This is a genomic window from Celeribacter halophilus (assembly GCF_900114135.1).
Lineage (GTDB): Bacteria > Pseudomonadota > Alphaproteobacteria > Rhodobacterales > Rhodobacteraceae > Celeribacter > Celeribacter halophilus.
The window spans coordinates 99321-115201 of sequence record NZ_FORY01000006.1 but is presented as its reverse complement, the minus strand read 5'-3'; the positions used below and the strand labels follow the sequence as shown (position 1 = coordinate 115201).

Below are 15881 nucleotides of genomic sequence, written 5' to 3'. Positions count from 1 at the left end.
TCCATAAATTAGGGCGGGTATCCTCCAAGGCTGTATACCCGCGTGAAGCCGTGGCCTTACACGGGAATCGGTAAAATGGAAAGTGGAATTGTGTTGATGCGCAAAGATGCGGGACCAGTTTTGCGCAGATTCCGGCTATGCGGCGGGAAATCCTGTCACTACTGTTCGCCAAAGCGCTTTGAATGATCGGGGCGGAGGAGGCTGCGATATGGCTCGGAATGGGGTGGCCGGTGTGCTTGGCGGTTTCGCGCGGGCGGTGTCCATGTCCTTTTCGCCCTTTATGGCCTTGGGGGCGGCGGGCGTTGTCTGGGGCGGATTCGCCGCGATGGTGCCCGCGCTCAAGGCGCAAACGGGGGCGAGTGATGCGCAATTCGGTCTGGCGCTTCTCGGCTCGGCCTCGGGTGGCATGATCGCCATGTATCTCGCGCCCTATCTTCTGGCGCTGTTCCGACATCACACCCTGCCGATCCTCACGCTCTGTTCGGCCTTGGTGGTGCAGGGGCCACGGTTTGCGTCGGAGCCCTGGCATCTTTTCCCCGTGATGATCGGCATGGGGCTGGCGCTGGCCAGTCTGGACATTTGCGCCAACCTTCGGATTTCGCGGATCGAGAGCGACACCGGCGGGCATCTGATGAACATCAACCACGCGAATTTCTCGTTCTTCCTTGCGGTCTCGGCCATTCTTGTCGGGTTGTTGCGACAGGCGGGCTGGGGCACGGCGCAAGTCTTTACCCTGATTGGCTGTGTTCTGCTGGTTTTCGCGCTGTTGCTGCGTGACGGGCATTGGGAGGATGCTCCGGAGGACGGTGAGGAGGAGGACAGGCCGCGTCATCTACCGTGGGCCGCGATTCTGCCGGTCGGCGTTATGATCTTTGTTGCTTTCGTGGGTGAAAATTCCATCGAAAGCTGGTCGGCGTTGTTTCTGGAGCGCGAACTGGGCGGTGCGACGGGGGACGGGGGCTTTGGTCCTGCGATGCTGGGGTTCATCATGTGCGTCTTTCGCCTTTTGGGACAGGTGACGACCCAGCGGTTCGGTGAGGCGCGGGTGGTTCTGTTCTCCGGCATTCTGGGGGTGATCGGCGCGCTCACCCTGTCACAGGCGCCGGACCGGTCGGTAGCGCTTTTGGGCATTGCGCTGATGGCGGTCGGGATGGCGGTGATCGTGCCCACGGCCACGTCGCTCTTGGGCAAACGTGTGCATCGCCGCGCCCTCAATGTTGCGGTGTCGCGGGCGTGGATGATCGGGTTTACGGGATTCTTTGTCGGCCCGTCCCTGATCGGCAGCATTTCGGAGGCTTACGGGCTGCGCGTTGCCTTCCTGATGGTGGCGGCCACGATTGCCTTGATTGTGCCTGCCGTGTGGCTGTTCGAGCGAGGCAAGTCTGTGCGCGACTGATGTGGTGAGTGGAGGTGTGTGCCCCGAGACACCGGCATGCGGCGTCTCGGGAAGAGGGATCAGGCCCAGCGACCGGAGAAGTCTTCGGGGATTTTCAGCATGTCGCGGTCGAGATCGGCGATGGTCTTGCGTCCGCACAGGGCCATGGAGACATCCAGTTCCTTGTGGATCACTTCCAGCGCCTTGGTCACGCCTTCCTCGCCCATTGCACCCAGACCATAGACAAAGGCGCGTCCGATGAAGGTGCCTTTTGCGCCCATGGCAAGCGCCTTGAGCACGTCCTGACCGGAGCGGATGCCGCTGTCGAGATGGACATCGACCTGATCGCCCACGGCGTCAAGGATCGGCTCAAGCGCACGGATCGAGGACAGTGCGCCATCGAGTTGCCGCCCGCCGTGGTTCGACACGATGATGGCGTCACAGCCGACCTTGGCGGCCATGATGGCGTCTTCGGGTTCCATCACGCCTTTGAGGATGAGCGGCCCGCCCCACATTTCCTTGATCGCGGCGATCTTGCCCCAGTCGAGACGGGGGTCGAATTGCTCTGCGGTCCATGTGAACAGGCTGGAAGGATCGTCAACGCCCTTGGCATGGCCGACGATGTTGCCGAACCCGTGCCGCTTGGTGCGCAGCATTTCCAGACCCCATGTCCATTTCGTCGCCAGATCGGCGATCACGGCAGGGGTGAGTTTGGGCGGGGCGGAGAGGCCGTTTTTCAGGTCTTTGTGCCGCTGGCCCAGAATTTGCAGATCAAGCGTCAGCACCAGCGCCGAACATCCGGCATCTTTGGCGCGTTGGATGATGTTTCTCAGAAACTCCTGATCGCGCATGACGTAGAGCTGGAACCAGAAAGGTTTTGTGGTGTGTTCGGCCACGTCTTCGATGGAACAGATCGACATGGTGGACAGGGTGAACGGCACGCCGAATTTCTCGGCGGCGCGGGCAGCCTTGATCTCGCCATCGGCGCGCTGCATCCCCGTGAGACCCACCGGTGCGAGGGCGACTGGCATGGCCACATCCTGTCCGATCATTTTCGAAGCGGTGGAGCGGCCTTCCATATCGACGGCCACGCGCTGGCGCAGGCGGATCTTGTCGAAATCCGACACGTTCTCGCGAAAGGTCTGTTCGGTCCACGAGCCGCTTTCGCAATAGTCGTAGAACATTTTCGGCGTGCGCTTTTTATGCAGACGCTTGAGATCGTCGATGTTGGTGATGACGGCCATGACCACTCTTCTTTATCAAATTGGTTTGGATCCATAACCAATTCGCACATTTTGCGCAGCAGGCCAAGAATCAAATGCAGGGATGTGCGGAGTTGTCCCGCGATTTGTCCCTGTGTCTTGCGGCTGGCGTGACCGTGCCGGAAATTCAGGCGGGAGACGGTAGCAAAAAGGCCCGCGATGCTGCGGGCCTTTGTCGTTTGTTGGCTCATTTGCCGGACGTCCGGCACCCCGAAGACGGGATCAGGCGTTCCACGGCTTGTCTTCGCCACCCAAGCCGCCGATCTGCACACGGGTCGGCAGGCCGATACGGTCAAGGATCGAAAAGAACGGTTTCGGGTCCAACTCCTCGACGTTTTTCATGCTGCCTGTGTCCCAAACGCCCGAGGCAATCAGCATCGCGGCGGCCACCGGCGGCACGCCTGCGGTGTAGGAGATGCCTTGAGATCCGACTTCCTCATAGGCCTCTTTGTGATCGGCGACATTGTAGACAAAGACCTCGAAGGGCGCGCCGTCTTTCTCGCCTTTCACCAGATCACCGATGCAGGTCTTGCCGGTGTAATCGGGCGCAAGCGAGGACGGGTCCGGCAGCACGGCCTTGACCACTTTGAGCGGCACGACCTCTTGGCCCTCGGCGGTTTTGACCGGCTGTTCGGAGAGCAGACCGAGGTTCTTCAACACGGTGAAGACATTGATGTAATGCTCGCCAAAGCCCATCCAGAAACGCACATCGGCTTGCGGATAGTTGGTGGCAAGGCTGTGCACCTCGTCATGGCCGGACTGATAGGCGCGTTGCTGGCCCACAACCGGCAAGTCCCAGTCGCGGCCTGTCTCGAACATCTTTTTCTCTTTCCACTGGCCGTCTTCCCAATAGTAGACGACGCCGGTGAATTCGCGGAAATTGATCTCGGGATCGAAATTCGTGGCGAAATACTTGCCGTGCGATCCGGCGTTGATGTCCACGATGTCGATGGATTTGACCTCGTCCATCATGTCGATGGCAAAGCGGGCATAGGCGTTCACAACCCCCGGATCGAAGCCAGCACCAAGGATGGCGGTGACGCCCTTCTCGGCGCACAGATCGCGCTTTTTCCACTCGTAATTGGCATACCACGGCGGGGTTTCGCAAATCTTGTCGGGATCTTCGTGAATGGCCGTGTCGATATAGGCCGCGCCGGTTTCGATACAGGCATCCAGAACGGTCATGTTGATAAAGGCCGAGCCGACGTTGATGACGATTTGCGCACCGGTCTTTTTGATGAGCGCGGCCACGGCGGCACTGTCCATCGCGTCAACCTGATGGGCTTCAAGAACGCCCTCCTGTTTCATCGCGGCCTTTTCACGGACCGACTCAAGGATCGCTTCGCATTTGGAAAGCGTCCGGCTGGCGATGTGAATATCTCCCAGCACATCGTTGTTCTGGGCGCATTTATGCGCGACGACCTGAGCGACGCCGCCAGCGCCGATGATGAGTACGTTCTGTTTCAACAGTCGAGACCCCCTTATCGTTTTCGGGTGGTGGGTTTGAGCGGGCCTATCCCAGCGCCGCAGCGAAATCCTCGTAACCGAAGTCACGGACCAGTTTGACTGTGCCATCCAGGTCGCGCACGGCGATTCCCGGCATTTTGACTCCGTTAAACCAGTTCTTTTTAACCATTGTGTAACCGGCGGCATCGTCGATGGAGATACGGTCGCCGATTGCCAGCGGTTTGTCGAATTTTGCATCGCCGAAAATATCGCCCGCCAGACAGGTCTTGCCCGCGATCTGATATTCATGCGTGCCGTTTTGCGGCAGTTTGGCGGTTTCGCGATAGATCAGCAGGTCGAGCATATGCGCTTCGATAGAGCTATCGACGATTGCGATTTTCTTGCCGTTGTCGATGAGGTCGAGCACCGAGACTTCCAGCGTGGTGGAGCGCGTGATCGCGGCCTCGCCGGGCTCCAGATAGACCTGCACGCCCATCGCGTCGGAGAAGGCCTTGAGCCGGTCGGCCAGTTGGTCGAGCGGATAGCCCGCGCCGGTGAAATGGATGCCGCCGCCCAGAGAGACCCAGTCGAGCGTTTTCAGGAACGCCCCGAATTCGGTTTCGATGCGGCTCAGTTGCGCCGAGAACAAATCGAAATCGTCATTCTCGCAATTATAGTGGATCATCACGCCGTTGATGCGTCCTTGCGCCATCTCCAGCCGCGCCATGTCCCATTCGCCCAGACGCGAAAAAGGGCGGGCCGGATCGGCCAGATCGAAGCCGGAAGTCGAGAACTGCGGGTTGAGGCGCAACCCCGTGGCGATGCCTTGGGTCTTTGCGCCGAAGCGGTCAAGCTGGCCCAGCGAGTTGAAGATGATCTTGTCGGCGTATTTCACCGCATCATCGATCTCGTGATCGGCCCAGCCGACCGAATAGCCGTGGGTCTCGCCGCCGAATTTCTCCGCACCGAGGCGCAATTCATAGAGCGAGGAGGAGGTGGTGCCGTCCATATAGTCGCGCATGAAATCGAACACGGGCCATGTGGAGAAACATTTGAGCGCCAACAGGGCCTTCGCGCCGGACTGTTCGCGCAGGCGGGCGATTTTTTCCATATTCGGAAGCAGGCGTGCCTTGTCGATCAGGTAGTAAGGCGTCTGGATCATCTCATTCCCCCGAGGGTCAAAAGGAACGGCAATAGAGCGCTGCACTTAGGGCGTTTCAGGGGGTGGGGCAAGACAAAAGCACGGCGGGCCATGCTCTTTGTATATACATTGCCTTGTGTTTGTCCCCGCCTTTAGCCCTGTGTTTCGGGGTCAGGCGCGATGTGCGCCGTCTGCCAGAGATTTGACATAGGCGGCGATCTCTTCGACCGATTTTCCCGACGCGATCTCGCTCACAATGGCGGAGCCGACCACGGTGCCATCGGCCACGGCGGCGATTTCCTGAGCTTTTTCGGGGGTGCGCACACCAAAGCCCACGATCACGGGCAGGTCCGTCTTGGCCTTGATCCGTGCCACTTCGGGGGCGACATCGGCACCGGAGGCGGCAGCGGCCCCTGTCGTGCCTGTGACCGAGACGTAATAGACAAAGCCGGAGGTGTTTTGCAGCACGGTCGGCAGGCGTTTGTCATCGGTCGTGGGTGTGGCCAGACGGATGAAGTTCAACCCCGCCTTTTGCGCCGGAATACACAGTTCGTCATCTTCTTCGGGCGGCAGGTCCACGACGATCAACCCGTCGATGCCGGCCTTGATCGCGTCGGTCAGGAATTTGTCCACACCATGCGAATAGATCGGGTTGTAATAGCCCATCAGCACAATCGGGGTTGTGGTGTCGGTCTCGCGGAAGGCAGCGGCCAGCGCGAGGGTCTTGTCGAGCGTCATCCCCTGATCGAGCGCGCGTTGTCCTGCAAGCTGGATGGTCTGGCCGTCAGCCATCGGGTCGGTGAAGGGCAGGCCCAGTTCGATGATGTCCACGCCCGCGTCCGGCAATGCCTTGACGATTTCGAGCGATTTGGCCTCGTCGGGATCACCGGCCATGACATAGGCGACGAAGGCTTTTTTGCCAGCGGCGGTCAACTCGGCGAATTTGGCGTCGATACGGGTCATGGGGTGGCTCCCTTGCTGTTTGCGCAACGGGTTTGGCCGATCTTTCGTGCAAGTGCAATGGGGAAGGCTTGCGCGAGACCCCTTTGCGCCTTAGACACGCGGGGAATTTCAGACAAAGGAGGCCGCAATGGGCTTCAAAATGGGCATCGTCGGTCTGCCGAACGTGGGCAAGTCGACGCTTTTTAATGCGCTGACCAAAACCGCTGCTGCGCAGGCGGCAAACTTTCCTTTCTGCACCATCGAACCCAACGTGGGCGATGTGGCCGTGCCGGACCCGCGGCTGGACAAGCTGGCGGCGATCTCCGGATCGAAACAGACCATCCCGACGCGCATGTCTTTCGTGGACATTGCGGGTCTTGTGAAAGGGGCATCCAAGGGCGAAGGTCTGGGCAACCAGTTCCTTGCCAACATCCGCGAATGTGACGCCATCGCCCATGTGGTGCGGTGTTTCGAGGACGGGGATGTGACCCATGTCGAAGGTCGTGTCGATCCGGTGGACGATGCGCAGGTGATCGAGATGGAACTGATGTTCGCCGATCTGGAGAGCATTGCCAAACGCCGCGCCAACCTCGTGCGCAAGCTCAAGGGCAACGACAAGGAAGCCAAGCTTCAGGACGATCTTCTGGCGCGGGCGCAAGAGGCGCTGGAAAACGACCGGCCGGCGCGCAGCGTCGAGGTGTCCGAGGACGAGCGCAAGCAGTGGAACATGCTGCAACTCCTGACGCAAAAGCCGATCCTCTATGTCTGCAACGTCGAGGAAGAGAACGCCGCCAAGGGCAACGCCTATTCCGAGGCGGTCGCGAAAATGGCCGCAGAGCAGGGCGCGGGCACCGTGGTGATCTCCGCCAAGATCGAGGAAGAGATTTCCCAACTCGACAGCGACGAGGCCGAGATGTTCCTCGAAGAGCTTGGTCTGCACGAGGCCGGTCTCGACCGTCTGATCCGCGCCGGCTACGAGCTTTTGCAGCTTGAAACCTATTTCACCGTCGGCCCGAAAGAGGCCCGCGCATGGACCATCACCAAAGGCACCGCCGCCCCGCAGGCCGCAGGCGTCATCCACGGCGATTTCGAACGCGGGTTCATCCGTGCCGAAACCATCGCCTATGACGATTTCATCGCCTGCAACGGCGAAACCGGCGCGAAAGACGCGGGTAAGATGCGTGCGGAAGGCAAAAGCTACATCGTGCAAGACGGCGACGTGATGCACTTTTTGTTTAATACTTGAGCGTGGCTTGAGCGGAATTCTGAAAAAGGCGGTCTTCGGGCCGCCTTTTGTTTTACAAGCGATCGAACACCGACCCCATACGCGGGGCAAACAGGCGTTCATAGGTTTTGAGTAGAGCGGAATCGGTCATGCTCGCCACATAGTCGCACACTATGCGCAGATCCCCCGCAGACGCGGTGAAACGATCCTGATGCTCGCGCGGTAAAAGCCGTTCGGGATCGGAACACAGTGCCTCGAAGACCGAGACCACCATTTGCTGCCCTTTGAATTCAAGCTGCTGCACCGTGGGGCTTTTGATGACCACTTTGAACACCAGCTTCTTCAGCGCGCGCAGCATGGGACGACGGGAGTTCGGCAGACTGGCCCGATAACGCAGAAGCGGTTCGTCGAATTGTGGCATTTCTGTATATTCGACAGAGGTGATGAAATAATTCACAAAGCGCGAGATGAAGCGTTTGCGGGTGTTACGGTCGCCAAACAGACCGTCGAGCATTTGCCCGTAAACGTCATTGTCGAACTGCTTCGGATATTTTTCCTTGAGCATGGAGAGGAAGTCGCCGCAGTCCTCTTCCGGAGCGTTTTTTATGAAATCCTCGCGGGTCAGAAGCGAGAGCGCAATGGCATCCTCAAGGTCATGCACACCGTAGGCAATGTCATCGGCCAGATCCATGATGCTGCAATCAAAGGATTTATGCAGCGATTTGCGATGCTCTCCCTGTTCCAGATCCGAGGTCTCGCAAAAGCGGCTGCGGTCATCGGCTGACAGAGGAGCAAGCACCCAGTCCACCACGTCCTGCTCACTGTCGAGATAGCATTTCGGCGGGGTAGAGGCGGCGGTGTCAATCAGGTTAAGCGTTGCGGGGCTGTCGCTCAGTTTCGGTCTGAGCGCGGAGTTTTGCGCCCGCGCATAGGGCACGGGGTATTTTAATAGGCCCAAGAGACTGCGCCGCGTGAGATTGGCACCTGAAGATTTGGAAAAGCTCTCCAGTCGCGACAGGATGCGCAGGCTTTGCCCGTTGCCTTCGAAACCGCCAGCCCCGTGCATGCAATAGTTCAAGGCGACCTCGCCGCCATGACCAAAGGGCGGATGGCCGAGATCGTGGGAGCAACCGATGGCCTGTATCATCGAACGGTCCGGCAAATGGGCGGTGGCGGGATGGTCGGGGAAACTTTGTGCCAGTTGCCGGGCCAGTCCCCCTGCAATCTGTGCAACTTCCAGCGAGTGCGTGAGCCGTGTGCGGTAAAAGTCGCTGTCGCCGAGGTTCAGAATCTGGGTCTTGCCTTGCAACCGGCGGAAGGAGGCGGAATGGATCACACGGGCATAATCGACATCGCCTGCGCCGCGCGCGTCTTCCGAGTGCCCTTGCCATGGTTCCCTGCGTTCCAGCCACATATATCCGCGTCTCCCGTCTGTTCCGTGCGCAGTTTATGGGGCGGGGCGGGCGAAGGCCAGACACGGTTTCACATCAGCTTGCGCATCACCTTGAGGGCGCGTTTGCGCCAGCCTTTGAAGGGCGGTTCGGCGATGGACATTCCGTTGTGTTTCGCCTGCCGCACCACGGGTTTGAGGTGGGAGAAGGTCTCGAACCCGTAGCGCCCGTGGTAGACGCCTTGTCCCGAGGGGCCGACCCCGCCAAAGGGCAGCGTGGCAAAGCCGACGTGGATGGCGGTGTCGTTCACCGTCACCCCGCCGGAGCGCGTGTTCTCAAGCCAGAATTCCTGTTCCTCCCTGTCTTCGGCAAAGACATAGAGGGCCAGCGGGTGATCGCGCTTGGTGACGAAATCGAGCGCCTCTTGCGGGTCGTCATAGGGCAGGATGGGCAGGATCGGCCCGAAGATTTCCTCCTGCATCAGCGCAAGGTCGTGAGGCGGGTCGAGCACCACGGTGGGGGCGAATTTGCGGGCATCCCCCAAGGCCTCGTCAAGGCGGAAGAGGGTCACGCCACGGGCTTCGGCCTCTTTCACCATCGCCTCAAGGCGCGCGTGGTGGCGCTCGGAAATGATCGCGGCGTAGTCGGGGCTTTCGGGGCCTTGCGCAAAGTAATGCATGAAAGCCCCCATGATCGCATCGGCCATGAGCAACATCTTTTTGCGCGGGACCAGAACGTAATCGGGCGCGACACAGACCTGTCCCGCATTCATCGCCTTGCCCCATGCGATCCGGCGGCCTGCGCGGTCGAGATCGGCGCTGGGCATGATGATGGCGGGGGATTTGCCGCCCAGCTCCAGAGTCACAGGGGTGAGGTTGCGCGCGGCGGCCTCGGCCACTTTGCGCCCGACGGCGGTGGAGCCGGTGAAAAACAGATGATCGAAGGGCAGCGCGGAAAAGGCGCGGGCGACCTCCGGCCCGCCGGTGACAGTGGCGACCTCATCGGGGGAGAAGGCGCCTGAGAGCATGTCTTTGAGCAGCGCCGAGCAGCGCGGGGTCAGTTCCGAGGGTTTCAGCATCACACGGTTGCCCGCCGCCAGCGCCGCCACCATAGGCGAGAGCGCAAGTTGGACGGGGAAGTTCCACGGCGAGATGATGCCCACGACGCCGAGAGGCTGGGGCCGGATTTCGGCGCGGGCGGGTTTGTAGATCAGCGGCACGGGCGCACGCCGGACGCGCATCCAGCGTTTGAGATGGCGTTTGGCGTGACGGATTTCGCCCAGCACCAGATCAATGTCGTAAAGGCGGCTTTCCAGCGCGGGGCGATAGGTGAAATCTTCGGAAATGGCGGCGACCAGCGCGGGTTCGGCTTTGACAAGCGCCTCTTGCAGCCGCGTTAGCCGGTCCAGCCGCACCTCCAGCGGCACAACCGGCGCGGCGCGCTGCGCGGACTGTTGCTGCGCGAAGAGATCGCTCAGGTTGGCGTCTGTGATGTCCCCAGCGATGTTGCCTGTGATGGAGCCTGCGATGGTCCCCATGTTGTTGCCCGTATCGGTGCCCATGTGGTTCTCCTGATCCTTTTTCGGCATTGAGCCAGAAAAATCGGGCAAGAGAAAGGCATGTCTTGGGAGGCTCTGCGGTCAGAGCCGCGCGAGACTGGGCACTCAGTGGGCGAAGATGCGGCGCAAACTGGCCCGCAGCCCGTTTTGCGACGGTTCCCAAAGGCAGGCCAATACAAAGGCAAACGGTCTGATCTCGGTCATGGTGCGGGTCTCGCGGACTGGTTGTGGTCGGCTATGCTTTAGGAGGGCAATGTTTCAGACGCGTGACAGAGTTGCGAAACGCTTGTGACGGCGGAATGGGCGGGTTTGCAAGGCCATAGGGCTGCGGCGCGGGGAGGCGGCGTGTAAACACAACAAATTGAAACAGTTTTCAAATGTGCTCTGGATCGTCGCAAACCCTTCCATTAACACATTGACCAACGAAAGCTGTGCAAAGGTTCAAGGTATGAAAATCGCGGTTGCTGGGATCGGTTACGTCGGGATGTCGAATGCGGTTTTGCTGGCGCAGAACCACGAGGTCATGGCGGTGGACATTTCCGAGGAGCGCGTGGCCTTGGTCAATGCGCGGAAGTCTCCGATTGTGGATGCCGAGCTTGAGGAGTTTCTGGCGCATAAGGAGTTGAACCTCACGGCGACGACAGATGCGGCGGCAGCCTATCAGGGCGCGGATTTCGTGATCGTGGCGACGCCGACGAATTACGATGCCCAGACCAACTATTTCGACACGTCCAGCGTGGAGCAGGTGATCCTCAAGGTGCTTGAGGTCAATGACTCCGCGACCATCGTGGTGAAATCGACCATCCCTGTGGGCTTCGTCAACCGTATTCGCGACGAGTTCGACACGGATCAGGTGATCTTCAGCCCCGAGTTCCTCCGCGAGGGGCGTGCGCTTTACGACAACCTCCACCCCAGCCGGATCATCGTCGGAGAGCGTTCCGAGCGGGCGCGTGTCTTTGCCGATCTGCTGCTCGAAGGGGCGGTGGAGAAGGACGCGCCGGTGCTGTTCACCGATGCGGACGAGGCCGAGGCGGTCAAGCTCTTTGCCAACACCTATCTCGCCATGCGCGTGGCGTTTTTCAACGAATTGGACAGCTATGCGATGGCCGGCGGGATGGACACGCGCCAGATCATCGACGGCATCGGTTTGGACCCGCGGATTGGCGATCACTACAACAATCCGTCCTTCGGCTACGGCGGGTATTGCCTGCCGAAAGACACCAAGCAGTTGCTGGCGAACTATTCCGAAGTGCCGCAAAACCTCATTCGCGCCATCGTGGATGCCAACCGCACCCGCAAGGATTTTCTCTCCGACCAGATCATCGCGAAAGGCCCCAAAGTGGTCGGCGTCTATCGTCTGGTGATGAAGGCGGGCTCCGACAACTTCCGCCAGTCTTCGATCCAGGGCATCATGAAACGCGTGAAGGCCAAGGGCATCGAGGTGATCGTCTATGAACCGGTGATGACGGAGCCGGATTTCTTCGGCTCGCGGGTGGTCAATGATCTCGACGCGTTCAAGGCCGAGGTCGATGTGATCGTCGCCAACCGTGTGACAGATGATATCTCGGACGTGCCGGAGAAGATCTTCACCCGCGACCTGTTCCACGCTGATTGAGGAAAAGACCCATGCCCACAGCTCTTGTCACCGGTGCCGCCGGATTTATCGGCTCTTTCGTTTGCCGCAAACTGCTCGAAGAGGGCTGGCGCGTCATCGGGCTGGATTGCATGTCCGACTATTACGACGTGGCGCTCAAAGCGCGGCGCGAGGACACGCTTCTGGCCTATGAGAATTACCGCTCGGTGCATGACAAGGTCGAAACACCCGGTCTGTTGATGTCGCTGTTCGAAGAGGAAAAGCCCGACGCCGTGATCCACCTCGCAGCCCAAGCAGGGGTGCGCTACTCCATCGAGAACCCGCGCTCCTATCTTGAGAGCAATATCGTCGGCACGTTTGAATTGCTCGAAGCGGCGCGGGCCTATCCGCCCAAACACATGCTGCTGGCTTCGACCTCCTCGGCTTATGGCTCGAATACGGACATGCCCTATCAGGAGACGGTCAAGGCCGATCACCAGATGTCGTTTTACGCGGCGACCAAGAAATCGACCGAGAACATGGCGCACAGCTATGCCCATCTCTTTGATCTTCCGATCACCATGTTCCGCTTCTTCACGGTCTACGGGCCGTGGGGGCGGCCGGATATGGCGCTGTTCAAGTTCACCAAGGCGATCCTCGAAGACAAGCCCATCGACGTGTATAATTACGGCGATATGAAACGCGACTTCACCTATGTCGAAGACCTCGTTCATGCGATCCGACTGTTGATCGACGCGGTGCCTGTGCGGCCCGAAAACGGAGAGGTGGAGGAGGGCGACAGCCTGTCCCCCGTGGCCCCCTACCGCGTGGTGAACATCGGCAACAATGATGCTGTGCAACTGGTTGATTTTATCGAAGCGATTGAAAACGCCACCGGCAAAAAGGCCGAGCGCAACCTGATGCCGATGCAAGCCGGTGATGTGCCTGCAACATGGGCCGATGCGTCCTTGCTCAAACGTCTCACAGGTTATGCACCGCAAACGGCTGTGCCCGAAGGCGTGGCCAATTTCGTGCGCTGGTATCGGCAGTATTACAACGCTTGAGGTTTGGAGCTCTCGCAGGGTTTCTGCGGCCTCCGACATGCTCTTTTTAAGGGGGGCATGTCGGGGGCCGTTTTCTTGTGGGATGTCTCTTAAAGCGAAACGCTCACAACGCTTTAGATAAACAGCGGCACGAAGGCGATCATCAGATAGACGAAGAGCAGCACCGCGAGATAGGGCAGGACCGCACGGGTGATCTTCTCAATGGGGAGTCTTGCTGTGGTCGAGGCGACAAAGAGGTTGATCGCCACCGGCGGCGTGACCATCCCGATGGCCAGACCGACCACGATGATGATGCCGAAATGCACCGTGCCAATGCCAAGCTGTGCTGCCAGCGGCAGGAGCATCGGTGTCAGGATGATGAGTGCGGAGGCGGTCTCCAGAAAGACGCCCGCCACAAGGATCACCGCCATCACCAGAAGCAGCAGTACATAGGTGTTGGACGAGAGCGACAGTGCGGCGCTGGCGATCTGGTTCGGCACCTGCCAGCTCGACAAGGTCCAGCTCAGAACCGATGAGGCCGCGATCACGAACATGATGACAGAGGTGGTCACGCCTGCGCGGATGATGATCCGGTAAAGCTGTCTCAGCGTCAGGTCGCGATAGATGAACAGGGAGACGAGGATGGCGTAATCCACCGCAATCACCGCCGCTTCGGAGGGGGTGAAAATGCCGGAGAAAATGCCGCCGAGAATGATGAGCGGTGCCATCAGCCCCCAACTGGCCGACAGAAAGGTGCGGCCAATGGTTTTGAGGCTCAGGGCCGTGCCACGCGGGTAGGCGCGGCGGTGACCTTGCAACAGGGCGACAAAGATCAGGCCGACGCCCATCGCAATGCCGGGGATAAAGCCGTTGAGGAACAGGTCGCGCACCGATTCCTGTGCAATCACCGCATAGATGATCATGGGCACGGAGGGCGGGATCACCACGCCGATGGTGCCCGAGGCGGCAATCAGCGAGGCGGCGGAGGCGGGGTCATAGCCCTTGCGCTTGAGTTCGGGCACAAGGCTTGCGCCCACGGCGGCGGTGGTCGCGGCGCCCGAACCGGAGATCGCGGCAAAGAACATGCCCGCCAGCACCGAGACGATGGACAGCCCGCCTTTGATAAAGCCGAACATACTGTCGGCGAAGGCCACGAGACGTTTGGAAATCTCGCCCTGCGCCATGACATCACCGGCCAGAACGAACATCGGCACGGCGACAAGCGCAAAGGAATTGATGCCTGAGAACATCTGTTGCGGCACGACCATCAGCGGCACGCCGGACAGGTTGAGCGCGCTCATGGTGGCCGCCCCGATCACAATGGCGACGGGAATGCCCATGAGCAAAAAGAGCACGAAAAGACCGGCGAGAACGAGACTCATGAGGGATCTCCGTGCAATTCCTGCTCCAGATCGTTGTCGATCTCCACATGGGTTTCACGGAGCGGTTTACCCGCCAGAAGGCGGATCAGGTCGATCACGGAGAGGCCCGCCATCAACAGTGCGGACAGCGGCATGACGGCATAGACATAGGTCATGCTCAGGCGGAGCGAGGGGGATTTCTGGAAACTCTGCATGTTCATGTATTGCCAGCCGATCTTGGCCAGCGTCACAAGAAACGCGATGGCAACAAGGGTTGCCACGCCGGAGACGATCCGGCCCAACACGGGCGGCAGGCTGTCACGCAACACCGTGACTGCGATATGCCGCCCCTGTTGATAGGCCAGCGCAGCCCCCAGAAAGGTGATCCAGATCAACAGGAAGCGTGCAACTTCCTCTGTCCAGCTCACGGAGGTGAAGAGCACCCGCGACACGATCTGTAGCGTAATCACTGCCGTCAGACCCGCCATGCCCGCGAAAACCACGGGTTTGAGCAGTGCCCCCACCTTTCTGTCAAGCCACGCCAGCCAGCTCAGCATCTTATTTCAATGCCTCTTGGATACGCGGCAGATAGTCACCGAATTTCTCGCCATATTTTTCGTAGACCGGTTGAACGGCGTTGGAGAATGTGGAGAGGTCTGCATCTTCGATCACGTTCATGCCTGCGGCTTTTAGCTCTTCGAGCTGTTCGCCTTCTTGCGCGGCATTGAGGGCGCGTTCATATTCGGCGGCCTCTTGTGCAGCGTCGGCAATGATCTCTTGAGCCTCTTCGGAAAGCTGGTTCCATTTCGGCATGCCCATCACGAAGATCGCCGGTGCATAGCTGTGGCGCGTCATGGTCATGTTGGTCTGGGTTTCGTTCAGCTTGAAGGAATAGACCACGCCGACCGGATTTTCCTGACCGTCGATGGTGCCCTGCTGCATGCCGGTGAGGGCTTCGGTCCATGCCATCGGCACGGCGTCGGCACCCAGTTCGCGGAAGGTGTCGATATAGACGGGGTTTTCCATCACGCGGACGCGCAGACCGTCGAGATCGTCGGGCGTGGCCACGGGGCGTTTGGAGTTGGTGAGATTGCGGAAGCCGCGCTCTGCATAGGCGAGACCTTTGAGGTTGACCTCTTCGAGGCGACCCAGAAGCTCCTGACCGATTTCACCGTCGAGAACGCTATAGGCCGCTTCGGGGGAGGGGAAGAGGAACGGCATTTCGAAAACGGCCATATCTTCGAGGAAGTTCGAAACCGGACCGTTGGTGATCACGCCCATATCCACGGTGCCGATCTGCATACCTTCAAGTAGGGTGCGCTCGTCGCCCAATGTGGCGTTCGGGAAAATCTCGACTGTGATGGCACCGTCGGAGCGTTCCGCGACCAGTTCCTGAAACTTCACGGCGGCGGCGTGGAAACCGTCCTGTTCGTTCACAACATGGGCGAGGCGCAGATTGACCGGATCAATTTCCGCAGCCAGAGACAGCGCGCTTGCACTCAGGGTTGCAGCTGCCAGCGCAGTTGCTTTCAAAAAGGTGTTCATAAACGTCCTCCCAGACAGT

General features: G+C 59.7%; 13 protein-coding genes. 4 read left to right on the top strand and 9 right to left on the bottom strand.

Annotated features, from left to right (window positions below; all coding sequences use genetic code 11):
- The first annotated feature begins 208 nt into the window (after window positions 1–208).
- Window positions 209–1396 carry an MFS transporter gene (locus BM152_RS07985; protein ID WP_066607018.1) on the top strand — a complete coding sequence of 396 codons (1188 nt, stop codon included), beginning with the start codon at window positions 209–211 and terminating at the stop codon, window positions 1394–1396.
- Window positions 1397–1455: 59 nt separating this feature from the next.
- On the opposite strand, the gene BM152_RS07980 is transcribed toward BM152_RS07985, so the two are convergent.
- From BM152_RS07980 to trpA, 4 genes are all read right to left on the bottom strand, one after another.
- Window positions 1456–2619: an alpha-hydroxy acid oxidase gene (locus BM152_RS07980; RefSeq protein ID WP_066607020.1), complete on the bottom strand. Its 1164-nt coding sequence runs from the start codon at window positions 2617–2619 to the stop codon at window positions 1456–1458.
- Between the two features lie 240 nt (window positions 2620–2859).
- Complete coding sequence (locus BM152_RS07975) at window positions 2860–4104, bottom strand: saccharopine dehydrogenase family protein (protein WP_066607021.1); 1245 nt, start codon at window positions 4102–4104, stop codon at window positions 2860–2862.
- A gap of 46 nt (window positions 4105–4150) precedes the next feature.
- Window positions 4151–5245, bottom strand: coding sequence for a carboxynorspermidine decarboxylase (locus tag BM152_RS07970; RefSeq protein WP_066607022.1), 1095 nt, complete (start codon window positions 5243–5245; stop codon window positions 4151–4153).
- A 150-nt stretch (window positions 5246–5395) separates the two neighbouring features.
- A complete protein-coding gene (gene trpA, locus BM152_RS07965; protein ID WP_066607023.1) occupies window positions 5396–6187 on the bottom strand; it encodes a tryptophan synthase subunit alpha in 792 nt (263 codons plus the stop codon).
- A gap of 127 nt (window positions 6188–6314) precedes the next feature.
- Between trpA and ychF the strand changes: the two genes are divergently transcribed.
- On the top strand, window positions 6315–7412 hold the full coding sequence (gene ychF / locus BM152_RS07960; protein WP_066607024.1) for a redox-regulated ATPase YchF: 1098 nt from the start codon (window positions 6315–6317) through the stop codon (window positions 7410–7412).
- 52 nt (window positions 7413–7464) lie between these two features.
- Here ychF and BM152_RS07955 read toward each other — a convergent pair whose 3' ends face one another.
- Together BM152_RS07955 and BM152_RS07950 are read right to left on the bottom strand one after the other, a co-directional pair.
- Window positions 7465–8805 carry an anti-phage deoxyguanosine triphosphatase gene (locus BM152_RS07955; RefSeq protein WP_066607027.1) on the bottom strand — a complete coding sequence of 447 codons (1341 nt, stop codon included), beginning with the start codon at window positions 8803–8805 and terminating at the stop codon, window positions 7465–7467.
- Window positions 8806–8873: 68 nt separating this feature from the next.
- Window positions 8874–10343 carry a coniferyl aldehyde dehydrogenase gene (locus tag BM152_RS07950; protein WP_231730567.1) on the bottom strand — a complete coding sequence of 490 codons (1470 nt, stop codon included), beginning with the start codon at window positions 10341–10343 and terminating at the stop codon, window positions 8874–8876.
- 445 nt (window positions 10344–10788) lie between these two features.
- Between BM152_RS07950 and BM152_RS07945 the strand changes: the two genes are divergently transcribed.
- Both BM152_RS07945 and BM152_RS07940 read left to right on the top strand, forming a co-directional pair.
- Window positions 10789–11955 carry a nucleotide sugar dehydrogenase gene (locus tag BM152_RS07945; protein WP_074914097.1) on the top strand — a complete coding sequence of 389 codons (1167 nt, stop codon included), beginning with the start codon at window positions 10789–10791 and terminating at the stop codon, window positions 11953–11955.
- A gap of 11 nt (window positions 11956–11966) precedes the next feature.
- Entirely contained in the window at window positions 11967–12977 is a 1011-nt protein-coding gene (locus BM152_RS07940; protein ID WP_066607071.1) for a GDP-mannose 4,6-dehydratase, read from the top strand.
- A gap of 113 nt (window positions 12978–13090) precedes the next feature.
- On the opposite strand, the gene BM152_RS07935 is transcribed toward BM152_RS07940, so the two are convergent.
- The 3 genes from BM152_RS07935 to BM152_RS07925 are packed head-to-tail and all read right to left on the bottom strand — an operon-like array spanning window position 13091 to window position 15862.
- Entirely contained in the window at window positions 13091–14338 is a 1248-nt protein-coding gene (locus BM152_RS07935; protein WP_066607074.1) for a TRAP transporter large permease, read from the bottom strand.
- Window positions 14335–14874, bottom strand: a complete 540-nt coding sequence (locus tag BM152_RS07930) for a TRAP transporter small permease (protein ID WP_066607076.1) — start codon at window positions 14872–14874, stop codon at window positions 14335–14337. The genes BM152_RS07935 and BM152_RS07930 overlap by 4 nt, the downstream gene beginning before the upstream one ends.
- 1 nt (window position 14875) lies before the next feature.
- The gene (locus BM152_RS07925) at window positions 14876–15862 is read right to left on the bottom strand and encodes a TRAP transporter substrate-binding protein (RefSeq protein ID WP_066607078.1); all 987 of its coding nucleotides are present in this window, start codon (window positions 15860–15862) and stop codon (window positions 14876–14878) included.
- Between the last annotated feature and the right edge of the window lie 19 nt (window positions 15863–15881).